This window comes from Bradyrhizobium huanghuaihaiense (genome assembly GCF_025200885.1).
Taxonomy (GTDB): domain Bacteria; phylum Pseudomonadota; class Alphaproteobacteria; order Rhizobiales; family Xanthobacteraceae; genus Bradyrhizobium; species Bradyrhizobium huanghuaihaiense.
Genome location: NZ_CP104172.1, coordinates 8,762,833 through 8,781,505, shown reverse-complemented (window position 1 = coordinate 8,781,505; position 18,673 = coordinate 8,762,833). Strand labels below are relative to the sequence as shown.

The following is an 18,673-nucleotide window of genomic DNA, read 5'->3' as shown; positions in this document are numbered from 1 at the left end:
ATTGCGCGCCAGAGAATCTCCGCGACCGAGCACCCGTTCACCATTGTTGCTCGCACGAACAACAGACTGAGGTTTGTCGGGCATCTAATCTATCCCCGAGCGATATCCTACGTTCCAACCGACCCGCGCCGCGAGGAAGCGCGAACGTTGAAGTGAATAGGATATCTAATGAAGATCGGAATCTTAAACGCCGGCAATGTCGGCAGTCGTCTGGCAAGAGCCTGGGCCGCCGCAGGCCATGAACTCGTTATCGCGAAGGACGGTGAGGACCGGAAAATCGCACCATTACTTGCGGAACTGGGCGACAAGGCTCGGCTCGGCACGATCCGCGAGGCTGCGGAATTCGGCGAGGCTGTTCTTTTCTCCGTTTACTGGCCCCGGGTGGAAGCGATCGTGAGCGAGGTTGGCGACGCGCTCGACGGCAAAGTCGTGATCGAAACCATGAACCCGCTCGGCGTCACTGCCGACTTCGTGCACTTCCATGATCTGGAATTCATGCGCGACAGCTCGACCGCGGAAGATCTGCAACGGCGGTTGCCGAAGGGTCGTATCGTCAAGGCGTTCAACCTGATGGCGGCTCCGGCGCTCGAAGCGGCGGCTTGGTCAGCATCGCCATTGCAGCCCAACATCTTCTACGTAACCGACGACGCCGCGGCCGGGGAGGTCACGCGGGGTCTGATCGTTGACGCTGGGTTTAAGCCCGTCAATGCCGGCCCACTCAGCGGTGCCCGGCAGCTCGAACAGGTTGGCGTGCTCCTGCATCACGTCGCAGACCACGAGTATGGCGGCGACGCTGACCTCGTCCGCCTGGCTCTCACGGTGGTCGAGGCAAGTCCCGGCCCGATCATGCGCGAACGTATCGCCTGAACCGGCGCGCCAGCTCATCCGCAAACTCACTGAAATCGCAGTTCGCTTTACGAAGGGAAACTTTAATGGCGCAAACGCTTAATGGGAAAACCGCTCTCGTGACCGGAGCGTCACGCGGCATCGGCGGGGCGATCGCCGAGCGGCTCGCGGCCGACGGCGCGACCGTGGCTATCACCTACAATGCAAGCAGCGCGGGCGCTGAGGAAGCGGTGGCAGCCATCGAGAAGGTGGGCGGCACCGCTTTTACGCTGCACGCAGACCTCGCCGACGCCGGGTCTATTCCGGGCTTGTTCGATGAGCTCGACCGCGAGCTTACGGAACGGAAAGGCAGCAAGACGCTCGACATTCTCGTCAATAATGCGGGCAATTCGGGTTGGGGCGGTCTATCGGATGCAACGCCGGACGCTTGGGACACCATGGTTGCGTGCACGCGCGGGCGCCGTTCTTCATGGTCCAGTCGGCGCTGAGCCGTCTCTCCGATGGCGGACGCATCATCAACATTTCGTCGGGCCTTTCCACACGTCCGCAACCGATGGTGCCGATCTATTCCATGGCTAAGGCGGCTATCAACAATCTCACCCATGCACTCGCGATGGAGCTTGGGCCGCGCGGGATCACGGTGAACGCCGTGGCGCCGGGCTGGACGCGAACAGACATGAACGCTGCCGTCCGAGAGAATGCCAACATCGTGAAGGCCATTGAAGCCGACACGGCGTTCGGCCGCTTCGGTGAAACCTCGGACATCGCCGCGGTCGTGGCTTTCCTAGCTTCGGATGAAAGCCGGTGGATCACCGGGCAGGTGATCGAAGCGAGTGGCGGCTACAGGCTCTGATCGCCGTACAGCGCAGCATCCGGAGTGTCCCGGCACTGACGCTCACAGAGCGCCTGTGCCGGACACTATCCTACACCCGAAGACGTCACCTCAACCATTCCATAGCTTCGGAGACCGCTGATGAAGATTGGAATCATAGGATCTGGGGAAATCGGCGGCTCGCTGGCTCGCCGGTTGTCGAAGTTGGGTCACAAGGTCTTCATCGCCAACTCGCGCGGTCCTGAATCGCTTGCAGATCTCACCGCTGAGACCGGCGCCACGGCGGTAACCGCCAATGAGGCGGCGCGCAGCGGCGAGGTCGTCTTCGTTGCGATACCGGTGTGGAAGATTGTCGAACTGCCGAAGAACCTCTTCGACGGCGTCAGTCCCGATGTTGCCGTCGTAGACACCGGAAATTATTATCCCCGGGAGCGCGATGGCCGGATCGATGCAATCGAAGAGGGCGTGGCTGAAAGCCGCTGGGTGGCAAACCTGCTTGGACGACCAGTGCTGAAAGCTATCAACAACCTGCACTGGCGCAGTCTTCTTGATGGGGGCAAGCCAGCGGGCACGCCGGGGCGTATCGCATTGCCGGTTTCCGGCGATAATGAGACCCACAAAGCGATGGTCATCGGGCTCTTCGACCAACTGGGATTTGACGGTGCCGACGCCGGTCAGCTTGACGAGTCCTGGCGTCAACAGCCAGGCACGCCGGTATATGCCGCCAATCTCGATGCAGAGGGCGTCCGCAAAGCACTTGCTGAAGCCAGTCCTGAGCGAAGGCCGGAATTTCGTGCAGTGCCCAACAGCAGCATCGGCAAGCCTTAGGAGGTCCAATGGACACGCAGCTTGCGGGTAGAGCCGCATTGGTAACCGGGGCCAGCCAAGGTATCGGCGAAGCGATTGCACGAGCCTTGCACGCCAAAGGCGCCAAGAATTGCCATTCAGCAGGATCTCGTAGATCGGAGCAATGAACGAGACTTGATCGGGTTGTGAGCGGGGCGGGGCAGTTGCTCCTCCTTCAGGGCCTTGACCAAGCTGCCATTTCGGCCGGCCCACTAAGCCGTAGCGGAGCCGCAGTGTTTCGATCATTTCTTCAGAGACGATATCGCCCATTGCAGCAGATTGTTTCTCTTTCTGCGCCGAATCGTTCCCACCTCTTGTTCAGCACAGCCGAGATAGGCCACGACTTCTCCCTTAAGATTGCGGTTCAGCACGCGACGCACCTGGCCTCGTTGATGGCTTGATCTGGCCGAAGACCGGCGTCGCCTCGATCGTCTGAGCCGCAACGCCGTTGATGCGACTTTCTTCCCCTGGGCTTCGCCCATTCCTCGCGAGGCAAGAAAGTCGCCACAACGGCGTCCTCCGCTGCGCTCCGGCCCGTGCGGGTGCGTCGCCGATCGTCCTCGGCCCTAGATCGCCATCGAGGCCGCGGTGGTCGCGGGCTCGAAACACAACAGGAGAAGTGACATGGCTAACATCGGTTCTTTCAAGAAGGTCGGCAACGATTTCCAGGGCGAGATCGTCACCCTGAGCCTACAAGCAAAGGGCGTCCGCATCGTCGCCGAGACGAGCCGCTCCAATGACAACGCCCCCAGCCACCGCATCTACGTGGGCCGGGCCGAGATCGGGGCCGCCTGGTCGAAGCGCTCCGAAGAGGGCCGCGACTATCTCTCGCTCAAGCTCGATGATCCCTCGTTCAATGCGCCGATCTACGCAAACCTGTTCGATGATGAGGGCGGTGAAGGCTACACGCTCCTCTGGTCGCGGCCACGCAAGAACGGCGAGTAAGAGCGCTCAATCACGCCCCGTCCGAACAGATCGGACGGGGCTTCTTGAGAGCCTGCCCGCAGTCTTCACGTCGTGTATCTAGGCGTGCAGCCCTTGCTCAGTATACCGGGGCATACAAAGTGGAAGAGACCAACAAAGCGATCCACGTTAACTGGGGCGCTAGCGTGCTCCTCGCATAGCAACATGGACCACACCTCGCCCGCCTGTGAAAGTGCGCCCCTGTCTAACGGAGGTCCGCTCATCGCGGCGGAGCGGACCATATTTGCTCAATCTGAGTTTTTCGCATTGTGACCCACAAGCGACACTATCGAGCTTCAATCTGACGACCTTCCAGACCACTGGTCAGAATGACTACGATGCGACCAAAGGAGCACCGATGAGACGGCGCGAACTCCGAACGCCGGTCGATTGTTGATCCAGGTAGCGCCGGCATCGCTACGTAGTCGCACGATGCCGGCATTCACGTTGGTCGGCGACCTTCTTGTGCGTCAGAGGTCCGGGTGCAGGTCCCGCACGGTGCTCACGCTTTCGAGCAGCGACGCAAGATGCAGGATGGTCGACTCGGCGAGCCAGCTTCCGACGAGCTGCACGCTGATCGGCAATCGTTCCTTGCTGGTGCCGAACCGCATCGACAGTCCGGGCAGGCCAGTGACGTTGAGGGGCGCGGTCGCGCCCTGGAGGTAGGTGGCGTCCACCTTCTGACCGTTGATGAGGAACTCCACAACGCCATGTTTGTGGGCGGGGATCGGCAGTACCGGGGTGATCAGCGCGTCGTATGTCTTGAAATACTCGGCGTAGCCGTCACGCAGCCGCTCCGCCGCCTGCTCCGCGTCGATGTAGTCCTTCATGGACGTGTCAGGCAGCGAGAGCATGGTCTTGGACATCTTGTACATCTCGTCCTCATGGCCGGCCGTCGCCTCGGCGAACGCGGGCTTCATCTCCATCACATGGAGGCGGTTGAACACGTCGAGGGCGAAATCGCGCTCCAGCGCCGGGATGCTCACCTGCTCAACGAATACGCCGACGTCCTTCAGGGCCTCGGCCGCGGCCTTAACGGTCGCCGCCACCTCGGGATCGATTGGCCCGAAGCCGGGTCCGACCATCCAGCCCACGCGGAGTTGGCGGTATGGCTGGCGGCCGATGCCCGCATCGAACTGGCCAATGCTGGTGGCAAACGCGTCCTGGCCGTCAGGCCCGGCCAGTTGCGAGAAGGCGAGCGCGATGTCGCGAACCGAGCGGGCCATCGGCCCGACATGCCAGAATCGGCGCGGCGCGCGCGGCCAGATGCCGGTCATGGGTACGCGGCCATGGGTCGCCTTCATTGAGGTGATGCCGGTTTGCGCGGCCGGGCCGCGCACGGAGATTGCGAGGTCGGTGCCGAGACCGATCGGCGACATGCTCGCCGCAATAGCCGCCGATTCACCGCCGCTCGAACCGCCCGGAGTGCGGGTCACGTCCCAAGGGTTGTTCGATCGGCCGGAGAGCAGGTTATCGCTCTCGATCCAGTAGGAGAACTCGGGAAGGTTGGTCTTCCCCAGCAGGATGCTGCCTGCCTTTTTGAGTCGCGCGACGCTCGTCGCGTCGACGTCGGGAACGCGCCCCTTGAAGATCGGCGAGCCGCGCTGGGTTGCCACGTCCGCAGTGTCGATCGAGTCTTTCACAGTGAAGGGGACACCGTGCAGCGGGCCGAGTTCATCGCCCGCCAACACCGCGGCCTCCGCCGCCATTGCGGCTTTGAGCGCACCGTCCGCGAGCGTGACGATCGCGTTGATCTTCGGGTTCACCGCCGCGACGCGATCCAGGTGCGCCTGCACGACCTCGACCGGCGAGACCTCCTTGGTGCGGATCAGCTCGGCCAGCTTGGTTGCGTCGGAAAAAATGATCTCTTTGGTCACGGCTGTATCCCTACTGTTCGGTGGGCGGCAGGTCCTACCTGCCACTTGGTAGGTTGCACTTAGGTCTTTATTTTTCTCGGTCAAGTCCCTATCTGTCACTTGGTAGGTAGTTCCCAATGAATTGGTTCCTGGTGAAGCGGCAAGGCACTGAAATGAGTTCAAGTTCCAAGGAAGCCATCCTGGCGGCAGCCAGACAGACCGCGCAGGCGCATGGCTACAGCGGCTTGAGTTTCCGCGATCTCGCGGACCAAGTGGGCATCAAGGCCGCGAGCATCTACCATCATTTCCCGAGCAAGGCTGAACTCGGCGCAGCGGTCGCGAGGCGCTATTGGGAAGATACGGCTGCGGATCTGGATGCCATCTCGTCCGAATTCGCGGATCCGCTGCGCCGTCTACAAGAATATCCCAGCATCTTCCGAAGATCGCTCGAGAGCGGCAACCGTTTGTGCCTCTGCAGCTTCATGTCCGCCGAATATGACGACCTGCCGGCGGAGGTGCAGAAGGAGGTCCAAGCCTTCGCTGACGTCAACGTCGTGTGGCTTAGCAGAAATCTTGTCGCGACGGGTTTGGTCGGACGCAAGGAGAGCGAAGCCCGAGCCCGCTCGATCTTCGCGGCGGTTGCGGGTGCACAACTCATGGCACGGAGTCGCTCGGACATCTCTCTCTTCGATGCACTCATCGATGGCTATCGAGCGGCCGGTCTCCTGCCGCGCGGAAAGCAAGGATCTCGTCGGGCATAGAGCCCGCGCGTCAGATCTACATGTCGGCTCTTGGCCCAACCCGGAAGTCAGGCAAGCTCGGCTGTTTGCGCTGCTGTCGGGGGGAGAAGCGGACATAGCGGGGGGGCGTCTAATGAGTACACGCCCTAGTCGCGCGTCCGCGAGCTGCGTCCCTGACGGGCTCGAATACAATAGAAAGTCTACCGTATTCTACGAGGCAAAAAGGACGGGTGGACGTAAAGACTTGCTGGTAATTGGCTTCTGCTTACACGATCAAACCCGGTAAACTCCACCCCACGGCAGGGTCGAACACCGGTTTTCTCCGATATCAACCGACTGTGCCACTGATTGATCGCGTTTCAGAGCGGACAGTCAGGTCGAAATGCAGTCGGTCTCTTTTCCACGAGAGCCGCAAGGCCTTCCTTCACTTCCGGTCCAGCAAAGCCCATGAATTCAAGCGCCAACGAAGCATCGAACAACGGCCCGGCCTGGCGCAGCCAGTTGTTGAGCGCGTATTTCGTCCAGCGAATGGCGCTGGGGGGCCTGCAGCAAGACGGCCTGCGACTTCGACCGCCTTGGCGTCCAGTTCGTCGTCTTCGCAGCACATCGATACGACGCCGATCCGCTCCGCCTCTTCGCCCAGAAGCTGATCGCACAGCAACAGATAGTATTTTGCCTTCGCCATTCCACACAACAGCGGCCACACCATCGCCGCGTGATCGCCTGCGGCTAAGCCTAGCTTCGTATGCCCATCGATGATGCGCGCCGTCTTGGTGACGATGGAAACGTCCGCGAGCAAGCCGCAAGCGAGACCGGCGCCGACCGCAGGTCCCCTGATTGCGCTGACGATGGGCTTGGAACAGTTGATGACGTTGTAGACTATGTCTCGGGCTTCCTTCCAGTTCCGGATGCGCGTGTTGTGATCGTCGATGATACGCTCCATCATCGCGAAATCGCCACCCGCTGAGAACGCCTTGCCGGCACCGGTCAGGATGACGGCTGAGACGGCCGGGTCGCTGTCGATGTCCCGCCAAACCATACCGAGCTCGCCGTGCATCTTCTCATCGGCAGAGTTCATCTTGCCGTTCGACATCGTCACCCGCAAGACCCGCGGCTGGGGCCAGTCAAATTGAAGCCTCGCATACTTGGCGTAGCGATTGTCCGGCCCGACAGCAAACGTCTCATCGTTCATACGTCGCTCCCTATTCGCGATGATCACCACCGCTCAGCTCCCCGATCACATTAGCGAACGCGCCGATCCCGAGAATCGCCGCGCTCAGAACGAACGAATTCACTCTTTTCCAGCTCCAACTAGCGCGTCCGGTTCCTTGCGGAGATCGAGGCATGGGTAATATCTCCTATCTGGATGCCAGACTTTGAGGGCCAGCGTAGCATCCGGGGATCGGCCGGATGCCACGCAGTTGGTTGAAGTCCGGCGGGCCTCAATTTTCTCCGTAATAGGTCCCGAAGTATTTGACGGGGGACCAACTCGGAAGGGCCGCGGGAAGTTTTGGAGATAGCGCACTATAGTCCTGCTTACCAAAAACAACCCTTCCGTCCATGATAGTCAGGACAGAGGAAACCGATTTGATCTGATCCTCCGGTACGGAAAAGTAATCTCTATCGAGAATAACGAAATCCGCGAGATTTCCCGGGGCGATCAAGCCCATTTCGGATTCGGTGTTCATGAACCATGCTGCACCATTGGTGAACAGTTTAAGCGCTTCGGCACGGGAGAGACGATTGTCTTTCGCAAGGATTTCCGATCCGGACACGGACTTGCCAGTCACCATCCAGCTTATGCCGATCCAAGGGTTGAACGAGGCTGCACGAAAGGCGTCGGTGCTCATGGCCAGCGGGATCCCGCTGTCCACCAGCATCCGCAGACGCGGGGTCTGCAGAGCCACTTCGCGACCGTGGCTTTGAATGAAAGCATCTCCGTGCAGCGCCATCTTGTGGTCGAGGGCAATGCCGCCGCCTAGTTTTTTTACCCGTTCGATGTTTTCCGGGCTTATCGTCTCTGCGTGTTCGATGCTCCATCGCAGGCCGTCGAGCGGTATCTCTTCGTTGAGCTTTTCCAGAGCATCGAGAAACGGGGTAATGTTCTCGTTGTAACTGATGTGCTCGCGGAACGGCATGCGTCGCTCGACCAGCTTCCTTACGTCCTGCTCGACCAGGCGCCTCATCTTCTCGGGATCGACTACGATCGCCGGACGATCGAAGTTTTCGTGATCGTGCACTTCCGCCTGCAGCACCTCGCCGGCGCCACGGTATTCATGGCCATGTGCCAGTGCAGGATACAGATTCTGACCGGGGCTAATCGGCGCCGTTTTCGTGATAGCATCCAGCTGTGCATCCACCATATTCACAGGGTGGCTGCCGTCGCCGAGTTGCAGGACGACGAACGGCATGCGCACGTTTAGACGGTGCTCTCGAGCAAGCCGGTCCACGATCTCCGCGGCCCTGGGGTATCCCCACCTGCTACCGTTATCGACGATCGAGGTGACGCCGAACCGGTTCAGACCATGGATGCTATAGACCAACGAACTCACTTCTTCGTCGGGCGTCAACTGGGGAACCATGGTCTCCAAGGCAACGAAAGTCCAGGTGTTGCCGTAGACCACGCCCGTGGGCCTGCTGTTGCTGTCTTTTTCAAATTCGGTGTCCGGCAATCTAGGGAACCGATCCGTGCTGACGCCGAGGGTTTCGATGGCCTGCTTGTTCAAGAAGGCGCGGTTGTAAGCATACTGCACGATGAGGGGCCGGTCGGACACGGCCTTGCCCAGTTCTTCCAGCGTAGGAAATCGGTTTTCCTCGAATTGATAGGGTGACCAACCTCCGATCACCTTGACCCATTGCCCCTTTGGAGTGCGAGCGGCCTGCTCGCTCAGCATGGCCAGCGCCCGCTTGAGCGTCGGAACGCCGTCCCACCGAATATTGTAAATGTAACCGCTGTCGTTGAGCACGTGGATATGGGCATCGATGATTCCAGGTATAAGCCTTCGGCTCCGCCCGTCGATGACCTTGGTCTCGGAATTTTTTAGACCAAGAATTTCCGCATTGGATCCGACGGAATAGATGCGGCCTTTCTTCACGGCCAGGGCCGATGCTTCGGGCTGTCCTCGATTGCCGGTGGAGATTTTCGCGTTGAAAACGATCAGGTCGGCGCCCGGATCATCTTGCTTGGTCTGTGCGTGGCTCGCAGACAACGACAGAACCATCGCAAATGCGGTTAATGTTCTTCTGATCACGTTACCCCCGTTCGGCGGCTTCTAAGTCGGCTGGCCCCGCTTGACGGCGTCCGTCATTGCAAGTTCCTCACCGCAGGAAGCGGGATGCCGTGCATCGACGTCCATGGTTTGCCGATCGCAATTCACCGCGATCAGCCCATCCAAGCCTCGATGCGCTACGCCCTATTCCATGCGCTGAAAGTGCCGTCCGAAGCCTCGCGCCGTCGTCAAAAGTTGGCTTGCTGTAAGACATACGTCCTCATGACGTTGCCGAGATCGGCGGTACCATCGCCTTTCGTGCGCGGGTAGTTACCCGTCGTGGCACACTGTGTCTCGGAATTGGGAACGGACCGGCAACCGACGCTGCAAACTAACGCAAAGCCGCATACGTCAAAGGGCGCGGATCCTGGAGCGCCTGCTCCGCGCATGCTTTCCGTGAGAACTCTTCGCCGTAGCCGTCCTCGAGCCTGGCTCGCTATCGACAGGCATCAGACGCCCGGAATGGAGCGCGCTTCTCACTCGACTCCGCGATATGCACGAAATGCAGAATTTCGCTTTTCGCTTTTGGCGTCTCAGCTTTTGCGACGCAGCGTCTCAAATTGCTGACCTACCGCGAGGCAGCCGAGAGTGACAAGAAAGGCCGTCCTCATCCGGAAGCGCGGACCACGCGGCGATGTTTGGGATGTCGCCGCTGCGGCCCCGGCAGCAAGAACATAGCCCATCCTACTCATGATCCTCACTTGCCGATGAAGTTGACCTACTTTTGTCTCGTGTGCGCGTCCGCGATCGTTGCAACGACCTCTCTCGCACGGGCGCAGGCCAGAAATGACGTGGAGCGAGCGCCCACGCTGACGAACGAGCGGTACTTGGAAGATTGGTCCTATCTCGCGGACCCATCCAAGCGGACCGGTCATTGGACAGAACCGTTCAAGTACATTCGATTGGACGATAGCGGAGCGGCCTACCTCTCGACGGGCCTGGAAGCCCGCTCACGCTACGAGGGATATACCAACATTGGTTGGGGATCGGCACCGAACGATGCCTATATCTGGAACAGGTTCATGCCTTATGCCAATCTGCATTCAGGACAAGTCAGGTTCTTCGTGCAGCCGATCGTCTCCGGAATCACCGGAACCGATCGCGTTCTGACGCCTGCAGACACGACCGGCGCCGACATGCTGCAGGCGTTCGGCGAGATTGATTTCAAGCTCGGGGTCGGCACCACGGTGAGTACCTCCGCTGGTCGAAAAATGATCTCGCTCGGAGCCGGCCGTTTCACAGATACCCGCTACGGTCCCAACATTCCGCGGGCCTTTGACGCGGTCGACGCGATTCTGACGGCGCCGACCCGGCAGGTCACCCTGATATATGCCCGGCCGGTTGATAATTACCCGAGAGATTTCGATGATCGTACATCGAGCCAAAAGTCGTTCTGGGGTACATACGCAACTCAGTGGCTGAACGAGAACCGGTCGATCGGTTTCGATGTCTACTACCTCGGTTTGTTGGACCGCGAAGCAGTCTTCGACCAGGGTAGCGGCAGGGAGCTGGTGCATACTTTCGGCACGAGGTTGTTCGGAGACACAGGCGCATGGTTTTGGAATTTCGAAGGCGCCGTGCAAACAGGCACTTTCGGATATAACCGCGTGGCAGCATGGGGTGTCGGCGGCGAATTCGGTTATCGTTTCCTTCAGGCGCCCCTCCAACCCGAAGTCCGGCTTACCACCGACGTCATTTCGGGCGATAGAAACCCGGATGACCACGAACTCGGGACGTTCAACCCACTTTTCCCGCGGGGCAAATATTTCGGCGCACTTTCTCCAATCGGACCGCGCAACCTCGTCCAGCTGCGGCCGACGATTACGGTCTATCCAAAAAGGGAGATCGCGGTCTCCCTCACCGGCGGCGCCTACTGGCGGCAAAGCACGACTGACGGAATCTACGGGATCGCGGGAAACCTCGTACGAAGCAGCAAAGGCAGCGACGCCCGCTTCATCGGAAATCTCCTGGAATTCTCGGTTGGCTGGCAAGCCACGGCTGAACTCAACCTGTCGGCGTCGTTGAGCGCGTTCGAACCTGGACGCTTCATAGCGGACACCGGACCTGCGCGTACCATAACGATGATTGCGTTCATGTCGAACTTCAGGTTCTAGCAAAGGATGCGATCCATCTTGCACAACTTCGTACGGCGTTCCGAAAACGGCGACACAGTTTGGCAAACTCTCCGACTAGTTCGCCGACTGGGAGCAACATAAGGTCTCGCCCGCATCAAATCGAACCATAAGGGCGACACAAGCTCATGAAAAAACTCGCAAAGTCCACGCATACTGCGGCCGACGCTGCTTCGGTCCAATCTCACATCGAAAAGGTACTGCAAGCCTACGAAAAGGCATTGAATGCATCGGATACGGGCGCGGTCTTGACCCTATTCGCGCCAGACGGCGTGTTTATGGCCCCGAACAATCCCTCGACCGTCGGCGCCGATGCAATCCGGGCCGCCTACAATGGCATCTTCCAGACGATCACCTTCGATACCGAGCTGACCGTCGAGGAAGTCGTGCAGGTCGCTCCTAATTGGGCTTTCGTCCGAACGAGTTCGAATGGGCACGTAACCGTGAAGGCGATCAATCAACGTGTGCCCGATGCCAACCACGAACTCTTCATCTTCCAGAGAGGCGAGAAAGGCCGTGATGACGCGTGGAAGATCGCGCGCTACTCCTTCGCGACGACGCTCCCACTTCCTCGATAATCGGCCTGCGCACGATGCACGGCATGCAAAACGATGCCGATGGAGTGATCTGAGCGGAATCGATCCCCCACACTCCGCTGCGTCCCTCATCGTGCGACACAGCGACACGCATCTAGCGCTACCACGTCGACAAGGAGGCCGACAGTCTCATGCGAACGATAGGCTGTCGGTTTCCTCGGCAAGGATTTCACGATTGTTCCGTCACGCTCGCATCCGTCGACAAGATTGAGAACTAATTGCATGATTGAGATGATCATCGAGCAACGTCGCCGCGATCTCGGCGGGGGCTTCGAAGTCGGCAGAGTGCTGCCTTTTACGAAACGGCGCATGGTTGGACCTTTCATCTTCTTCGACCATTTAGGACCGGTCGATCTGGCACCCGGCGTCGATCGTAGCGTAGACGCCCGGCCACATCCGCACATCGGCCTTTCCACGGTGACCTACCTCTTCGCCGGCGAAGTCGTGCACCGCGACAGTCTCGGATATGAACAGGTGATAAGGCCTCAGGAGGTCAATTGGATGGTGGCGGGGAGGGGCATCACACACAGCGAGCGAATGGAGCGCGCGCGTGCGCAGGGCGATCGTCTGCACGGCTTGCAAGCCTGGGTCGCACTTCCGAAGGAGTATGAGGAGGAAGCTCCGGCGTTCTCCCATTACTCCGAAGGGCAATTGCCGAAATGGAACGAAGCAGGTGTCGTCGGCCAGTTGATCGCCGGAAACGCCTACGGCCTAACGGCCGCCCCCCAAACCCATTCTCCATTATTCTATGCTCATCTCGACATGGAGCCGGGCTCGACCGCGGAAATTCCTGACGGCCACAAGGAGCGTGCGATTTATGTGGCGACCGGCGCTGTGGAATTGGCAGGATCGCGTTACGAAGCCGGGCGGATGCTCGTACTGAACCGCTCCGCTTCTCGTCTGCGGGCGTTGCAACATTCCGCGGTGATGGTTCTGGGCGGTGAGCCGGTCGGCGAACGGTTCGTCTACTGGAATTTTGTGTCGTCTTCGAAGGACAGGCTGGCCCAAGCGGCTTCGGACTGGAAGGCAGGAAAGATGAAATTGCCTGATGCCGACGATGCAGAATGCATACCTCTGCCGGAATGACCAGCTCTGCCCTCTGCCGATATGATCGATCAGCGTATCCATGCATCTATCAGGCCAGGTGCCTACCGTCATCGATGAACCCAGCCTCAATGGTCTTTGCCCAGCTCACAACAACTGGCTGAACCGTCGATATCGATAACACTTCAAAGCTATACGAGAAAAGACTCGGCTTCGCCGCCGGCGGCGCGAGATCATTCTTCCACGGCACGTACAGCTACTCTTGAGTCAGCTATCGTCAGGTCGACCACTCGGGCTTTGCTCCCCCGTCGCGTGCTGCTCCTGTCCAAAGCATTCGATAAGCAACTCAGTTAGCAAACGTATCTTCCGCGACGGCTGTTGCTGCCCTGGTGGCCGAACGACGTAGATTGCGGCGGGAGCGATCGGATAGCGTGTCATGACCGGTACGAGCGCCCCTGAAGCAAGATGCTCCGTCATAAGCCCGTCCGGAAGTACGGCAACGCCTATTCCCGCTAGAGCTGCGGCTACCAGAGCCACTCCATTGTCCGCTTTGAATCTGCCACGTGGATTGATCGAAATAGTTTCGTCACCACTTACAACGTGCCACGCCTCGGTCCCCTGCATCAGGGCCTCGTGATTGAGAAGCTCCTCGGGGGTCTCCGGCGCTCCGTACTTTTCTATATAGTCCGGGCTCGCGACGAATCGTCCTTGGATCGGGCCGACTCGGCGCGCGAGCAAATTCGAGTCCGGCATGCGGCCAACACGAACTGCGCAATCGAAGCCCTCTGCGATCAAATCCACAAACCTGTCGCTATAGCTCGTCTGAATGTGCAATTGCGGGTGGCGCCGCGCCATTTCCGCGAAAACCGGAGCAAAGTGGATCGGGCCGAACGACAACGGAGCGGCGATGCGCAGTCGACCGAGAAGATTGCCCGCGGGCAAGATCGTCTCCTTTGCCTGATCGATCTCAGCGCAAACCCTGGACGCGTAGTCCCGAAACGTAATCCCGGCCTCCGTTAGACCGGCACCACGCGTCGTACGAGCCATTAGTTGAACACCTAAACTGTCTTCCAGTCGCGCGAGTCGTCTGCTTACAACAGACTTGGAAACGCCAAGCCTGTTCGCAGCGGGCGTGATGCCACCCGCGTCGGCAACTTCAACAAAAGTACGCAAGTCTTCGATTTCCACAGCGATAGTCCGTTCCTGGTTGCACGACAGAGTCTTTCTTTAGCTAGTACTAGCGCAAGCAGACGCGTAACTCGGTTCTCAATAATGCGACACAGTGTATCAAAATAATGATCGTGACGTACGCCTATAACGGCGAAGATCGTGCGCCTAGCCGTGAACCTCCGCTCATCTGAAGCCAAGAATGCCGATAACGCGGCAATCTCGCCCGATTTCAGCGAGGGAGTTCCGACAACTAATTAAGGTTGTTGATCGGCCAGCACGAGCACAGACCGTCCAAGTTGTAACGCGACGGAAGGGCCGCTGAAGAGCACCATTGACCGTACCACACCAAAGTGCCGATGTTGGCAAATCCAGGACACAGCGTTCCTGGTGAGTGAACTATCGGCTGGGGCTCAACCAAGTTAGCTTACCTCGACTCTACGACGCTCGCCTCGTTGCGCCGAGGGTGACCACCTTCCACCTATGCTTCTGGCAACGTCTTTTGGTTGATTTCGGTTGGCTTTCGGCAAGCGATGATCGTGATGAAACGTTGGTTGTCGCTGCTGATCCGTGACGCGCTGACAAGCTGTCTACATCACGGCCATATGGGGATCGATTTGAGCACGCAGCGGCGGTGGTTGGTTTGCTGCACGACGGCAGCGCTGATCATGATCTTCGCCGTCGAGCTCGGTGGCTGTGCGCGCCGACCAGGGCCTTCGGTGCTTTCCAGGGCGAGATCGTCAGCAAGCCAAGGGCGTCCGCATCGCCGCCGAGACGAACCGCTCCAACGACAACGCCCCTAGCCACCGCATCTACGTGGGCCGGGCCGAGATCGGGGCCGCCTGGTCGAAGCGGTCCGAGGAGGGCCGGGACTACCTCTCGCTCAAGCTCGACGACCCCTCCTTCAACGCTCCAATCTAGGCGAACCTGTTCGATGACGAAGGCGGAGAAGGCTACAATCTCTTGTGGTCGCGGCCGCGCAAGACCGGCGAGTAAGAGCGCCCCACCAAGCCCCGTCCGGTCCGCCGGGCGGGGCGCTTCGCGGCAGGCCTGAGGCGGCCTACGATTTGCTAAGCCGCGCAGCCTTTTTGAGCAGGTCCCCCGGTTCGACCCCCAATGCTTCAGCAATTTGCCCGAGCACGGTGACGCTTGCTGATACGTCGCCGCGCTCGATGGCGCCGACGTAACGGGCGGTTAAACCCGCGCGCTCGGCCAGTTCCTCCTGCGTCATTTGTAGATCGTGGCGTTTCCGACGCAGGTTCACAGCCATGATCTCTTTGAGATCCATGGTGATATGGGAACTGAGCCGGAACGATCGTTCTAGGAACGATCGTTCCTATTCGTGTCCGAACATGCTATCGACTGTGGCTGCGGCACGTGCGCGACCGAGCTCGGCCGCCGATCTACCGAACGACTATCCAGGATTCCAACGGCAACGGAGTCTGGATTGCGACCAAACCATGGCGTAGCTTATAGGCGTTCTAAAAGCGGGTATGATGCAGAAGCCATCCCTAGATCCAAACATAGCTGACACCGCGCCGAACGAGCCGACGTTGACGGCCTATGACGAACAGCATGTCGTAACGTACATGCGCCTTCTGCAGGCCGAAGGTGAGGGGGCCGACTGGCGCGAAGTGGCTCGAGTGGTCTTGCATATGGACCCCGACCGAGAGCCGGACCGTGCGCGGCGCGCATATCAGAGTCATCTTGCTCGCGCCAAATGGGTCACTGAGCAAGGGCGACTCTTGCGTGGCTCCGGCTCGGAATAGAAGAAAATCGCCGGGTGACGACTTGCAGGCAGAACGGTTTTCTTTTGATAGCGAGTGGTCATTCCGGTGCACCACGTGGTGCCAAACTAGGGGCTTCCTACAACTGCCTCGTTCATACCTATTGCGCCGCAATCGTTGTTAGCTGTGTGCAATGGGGCGGAAGCAATGCCTGAATACGACTGGCGGTCGCCGGAATCCTACAAGAGCCTACAAGAAGCGGAAGTCACCGACATCGCCTGGGAATGTCTCCGCCGCAATGCCGACTATCGGCGTGAGTACGAGGTGATGATTGCGAACAGTCCGAACGGCGAAGTGACTGACGAATTCAGGAGGAAATGGGGCATCTGCTTTCGCCCATGACCCGCAGAGGTCTTTCGACGAGCAGACGATCTTTTGGGCGCCTGAGGTTCTAGCCACGGTCGTTCCGGTGACGGTTGCCTCGACGGCCGATCTCGGGTCGGCGTCTCAGCCTCTGCTTGACCTTACAGTTGGCCAGGTGCGCCGCGCCGTCGACGGCTGGCATGCCGTGTTGCACATCGGTGCGGTAGATCATCGTGTTTGGTCTAAAGAGCCGCCGGTGCTTGGCGCGTCATATGCGGCCGATCTGCCGTTTGACGGTGATTTCGACGCGCGTGCGTATGCAGCTCGCCGGCTGTGGCGCGCGATGAATGGACGCGCGCCGGGGCTTGCATTTCATCAATTATCTAAACAGCGGCGCCAACGCCTGAGCGCGGCGATCCGCGCGCTCGATGCGCATAGCGCTGGCGGCAGTTATCGCGTTGTCGCCGAAGCGCTGTTCGACAAAAAACGCATCCCCGATCGTGGTTGGAAGACGCATGATCTGCGCAATCGAACAATCCGACTGGTGCAAGGCGGCCTCGCGTTGATGCGCGGTGGTTACCGCAAACTCCTGCGGCCCGGGCGCAGGGACGAGTAGCGCAGTCCCCAAGGGGTGCCGAAAATAGCATCCCCAACATTCGGCATCCCCCTCCGAGATCCTGCTGCTCCATGATGACCGCACACACGCCGGCCTAGCCAAGCGTAGTGCGCTGTCCTCCTGGAGTTCTCCAATGCCCGATCCGATGGCCGGTCTTCCCCCGCGCTTCCTGCGTACACCTGAGGCCGCGCGCTATCTTGGCCTGTCCGGTCGCACGCTCGAGAAGCACCGCACGTACGGTACTGGACCGACGTATCGGAAGATCGGCGGACGTGTTGTCTACGCCGTCGATGATCTGAAAGCATGGGCCGACCGCGGCGCCAAGACATCGACGTCCGATCCCGGCAAGGGAACGGTGCTGCCGGCCAAGAAGCATCCCGCGCTGCGCCCGTATGCGGGCCAGGAACGACGCTGATCGCCGTGCGAGAGCAGTGACCATGCGGCGCAAACACCATTCCGAGCGCGAGCAGCTTGAGCTCTTTCGCGCTTTGCCCGGTGATCTCGCGCCGCGCGATGCGCAGGATCTGATGGCATACCCGTTCTTCTCGCTGGCAAAGACCAAGCGCACCGCGCCGATCGACTTCCGTGCCGGTGCAATCGCCATTCGGGTCGAAGCCGTGCCGGAACACGGCATGGCGACCATCTGGGATGCAGACGTTCTGATCTGGGCCGCCTCGCAGATCGTCGAAGCACGTGACGCCGGCCTGAAGACGTCGCGCCTGATGGCTGCGACGCCTTATGAGATCCTAACGTTTGTCGGGCGCGGGACGAGCGCCCGCGACTATGACCGGCTGAAGGCCGGTCTCGACAGACTTCAGTCAACGACTGTGCTGACGTCGATCCGACAGCCGGCAGAACGGCGGCGGCATCGCTTCTCCTGGATCAACGAGTGGAAGGAGACGGCCGATGCAAATGGTCGTCCATTTGGACGCGAATTGATTCTGCCTGATTGGTTCTATGCCGGCGTCATCGACGACGCGCTCGTGCTGACGATCGACCGGGCTTATTTCGATCTGACAGGCGGCCTTGAGCGGTGGCTCTACCGGCTCGTGCGCAAGCACGGTGGACGCCAGGATGGCGGCTGGAGTTTTGATCTTCTGCACCTCCATGCCAAGTCCGGCATCCTTTCGCCGCTCAAGCATTTTGCTTACGACGTTCGTCAGATCGTCCAGCGTCAGACATTGCCCGGCTATCAGCTCGTGCTCACGCGCGATCCTGATGGCACCGAGCGGCTGAACTTCGCGCCTACGCCTGTCGATCCCTTAACGGCACGCCTGCGCCGGCGCGGTCTCATTCCAAATTCGGAGGACAACCTGTGAATCAGCTCGTGCTATCGGGGACCGCAACCATCGTGCTATCGGGGACCCGATCCTCGTGCTATCGGGGACCGAAATCGAGCTTAAGAGCTTGTTTCTCCGCGCTTTCCAGCTGCTCTAACTTTACTAACATACTGACACTAACTTCTTGTTGTGAATCAGTACGTTGTGAACAAGTCGGCCGCGCGTGCTTTGAGGATGCCTCATGCATCCACTCTCTCACGCGCAAAGCTTCGCTGCAATACGATTGTTGTTGCCAATGCACGCGCGCCAACGCGATCGCGCGCAAGTCTGCGCGATCACTGACGTCAACATCATCGCCTGATGCGCGTCACATCCTTTTGCGGCCGCTCGCTCGTC

At 59.7% G+C, this 18,673-nt stretch carries 17 protein-coding genes and 3 pseudogenes; 15 read left to right on the top strand and 5 right to left on the bottom strand.

The genetic code is table 11. The annotated features are described in order from the left end of the window. Nucleotides 1-168 precede the first annotated feature (168 nt). The 5 genes and pseudogenes from N2603_RS40970 to N2603_RS40950 all read left to right on the top strand — a co-directional run bounded on the left by N2603_RS40970 (nucleotide 169) and on the right by N2603_RS40950 (nucleotide 3,469). The gene (locus tag N2603_RS40970) at nucleotides 169-867 is read left to right on the top strand and encodes an NADPH-dependent F420 reductase (protein WP_260386645.1); all 699 of its coding nucleotides are present in this window, start codon (nucleotides 169-171) and stop codon (nucleotides 865-867) included. Nucleotides 868-932: 65 nt separating this feature from the next. After that, nucleotides 933-1,699: pseudogene (locus tag N2603_RS40965) on the top strand (SDR family NAD(P)-dependent oxidoreductase). Between the two features lie 120 nt (nucleotides 1,700-1,819). Continuing rightward, nucleotides 1,820-2,506 carry an NADPH-dependent F420 reductase gene (locus N2603_RS40960; RefSeq protein ID WP_260386644.1) on the top strand — a complete coding sequence of 229 codons (687 nt, stop codon included), beginning with the start codon at nucleotides 1,820-1,822 and terminating at the stop codon, nucleotides 2,504-2,506. 8 nt (nucleotides 2,507-2,514) lie between these two features. Then, a pseudogene (locus N2603_RS40955) lies at nucleotides 2,515-2,610 on the top strand (beta-ketoacyl-ACP reductase); the annotation flags it as partial. 538 nt (nucleotides 2,611-3,148) lie between these two features. Then, nucleotides 3,149-3,469, top strand: a complete 321-nt coding sequence (locus N2603_RS40950) for a DUF736 domain-containing protein (RefSeq protein WP_065728096.1) — start codon at nucleotides 3,149-3,151, stop codon at nucleotides 3,467-3,469. A 488-nt stretch (nucleotides 3,470-3,957) separates the two neighbouring features. Here the strand turns inward: N2603_RS40950 and N2603_RS40945 are convergent, their stop codons facing one another. Continuing rightward, nucleotides 3,958-5,364, bottom strand: coding sequence for an amidase (locus N2603_RS40945; RefSeq protein WP_260386643.1), 1,407 nt, complete (start codon nucleotides 5,362-5,364; stop codon nucleotides 3,958-3,960). A 152-nt stretch (nucleotides 5,365-5,516) separates the two neighbouring features. Here N2603_RS40945 and N2603_RS40940 point away from each other — a divergent pair, with 152 nt between their 5' ends. Beyond that, on the top strand, nucleotides 5,517-6,104 hold the full coding sequence (locus tag N2603_RS40940) for a TetR/AcrR family transcriptional regulator (RefSeq protein WP_260424400.1): 588 nt from the start codon (nucleotides 5,517-5,519) through the stop codon (nucleotides 6,102-6,104). 403 nt (nucleotides 6,105-6,507) lie between these two features. Here the strand turns inward: N2603_RS40940 and N2603_RS40935 are convergent, their stop codons facing one another. Continuing rightward, nucleotides 6,508-7,275, bottom strand: a complete 768-nt coding sequence (locus N2603_RS40935; protein ID WP_260386642.1) for an enoyl-CoA hydratase/isomerase family protein — start codon at nucleotides 7,273-7,275, stop codon at nucleotides 6,508-6,510. Between the two features lie 250 nt (nucleotides 7,276-7,525). Then, nucleotides 7,526-9,304, bottom strand: coding sequence for an amidohydrolase (locus N2603_RS40930; protein ID WP_311741585.1), 1,779 nt, complete (start codon nucleotides 9,302-9,304; stop codon nucleotides 7,526-7,528). A 755-nt stretch (nucleotides 9,305-10,059) separates the two neighbouring features. Between N2603_RS40930 and N2603_RS40925 the strand changes: the two genes are divergently transcribed. From N2603_RS40925 to N2603_RS40915, 3 genes are all read left to right on the top strand, one after another. Further along, on the top strand, nucleotides 10,060-11,466 hold the full coding sequence (locus N2603_RS40925) for an alginate export family protein (RefSeq protein WP_260386640.1): 1,407 nt from the start codon (nucleotides 10,060-10,062) through the stop codon (nucleotides 11,464-11,466). A 146-nt stretch (nucleotides 11,467-11,612) separates the two neighbouring features. Beyond that, complete coding sequence (locus tag N2603_RS40920) at nucleotides 11,613-12,062, top strand: YybH family protein (protein ID WP_260386639.1); 450 nt, start codon at nucleotides 11,613-11,615, stop codon at nucleotides 12,060-12,062. Between the two features lie 240 nt (nucleotides 12,063-12,302). Next, on the top strand, nucleotides 12,303-13,166 hold the full coding sequence (locus tag N2603_RS40915) for a pirin family protein (protein ID WP_260386638.1): 864 nt from the start codon (nucleotides 12,303-12,305) through the stop codon (nucleotides 13,164-13,166). A gap of 225 nt (nucleotides 13,167-13,391) precedes the next feature. Here the strand turns inward: N2603_RS40915 and N2603_RS40910 are convergent, their stop codons facing one another. Then, on the bottom strand, nucleotides 13,392-14,312 hold the full coding sequence (locus N2603_RS40910; RefSeq protein WP_260386637.1) for a LysR family transcriptional regulator: 921 nt from the start codon (nucleotides 14,310-14,312) through the stop codon (nucleotides 13,392-13,394). 723 nt (nucleotides 14,313-15,035) lie between these two features. Here N2603_RS40910 and N2603_RS40905 point away from each other — a divergent pair. Beyond that, nucleotides 15,036-15,287, top strand: a pseudogene (locus N2603_RS40905) (DUF736 domain-containing protein); the annotation flags it as partial. A 64-nt stretch (nucleotides 15,288-15,351) separates the two neighbouring features. Here the strand turns inward: N2603_RS40905 and N2603_RS40900 are convergent. After that, nucleotides 15,352-15,579: a helix-turn-helix domain-containing protein gene (locus tag N2603_RS40900; protein WP_260386636.1), complete on the bottom strand. Its 228-nt coding sequence runs from the start codon at nucleotides 15,577-15,579 to the stop codon at nucleotides 15,352-15,354. Between the two features lie 208 nt (nucleotides 15,580-15,787). Between N2603_RS40900 and N2603_RS40895 the strand changes: the two genes are divergently transcribed. From N2603_RS40895 to N2603_RS40875, 5 genes are all read left to right on the top strand, one after another. Continuing rightward, nucleotides 15,788-16,060, top strand: a complete 273-nt coding sequence (locus tag N2603_RS40895) for a DUF2285 domain-containing protein (protein ID WP_260424399.1) — start codon at nucleotides 15,788-15,790, stop codon at nucleotides 16,058-16,060. 165 nt (nucleotides 16,061-16,225) lie between these two features. After that, nucleotides 16,226-16,420 carry a transcriptional regulator domain-containing protein gene (locus N2603_RS40890; protein ID WP_260386635.1) on the top strand — a complete coding sequence of 65 codons (195 nt, stop codon included), beginning with the start codon at nucleotides 16,226-16,228 and terminating at the stop codon, nucleotides 16,418-16,420. Nucleotides 16,421-16,487: 67 nt separating this feature from the next. After that, nucleotides 16,488-16,997, top strand: a complete 510-nt coding sequence (locus N2603_RS40885; RefSeq protein WP_260386634.1) for a DUF2285 domain-containing protein — start codon at nucleotides 16,488-16,490, stop codon at nucleotides 16,995-16,997. Between the two features lie 133 nt (nucleotides 16,998-17,130). Next, a complete protein-coding gene (locus N2603_RS40880) occupies nucleotides 17,131-17,412 on the top strand; it encodes a helix-turn-helix transcriptional regulator (protein WP_008561544.1) in 282 nt (93 codons plus the stop codon). Between the two features lie 22 nt (nucleotides 17,413-17,434). Beyond that, nucleotides 17,435-18,316: a replication initiator protein A gene (locus N2603_RS40875; protein ID WP_260424398.1), complete on the top strand. Its 882-nt coding sequence runs from the start codon at nucleotides 17,435-17,437 to the stop codon at nucleotides 18,314-18,316. Nucleotides 18,317-18,673: the final 357 nt, after the last annotated feature.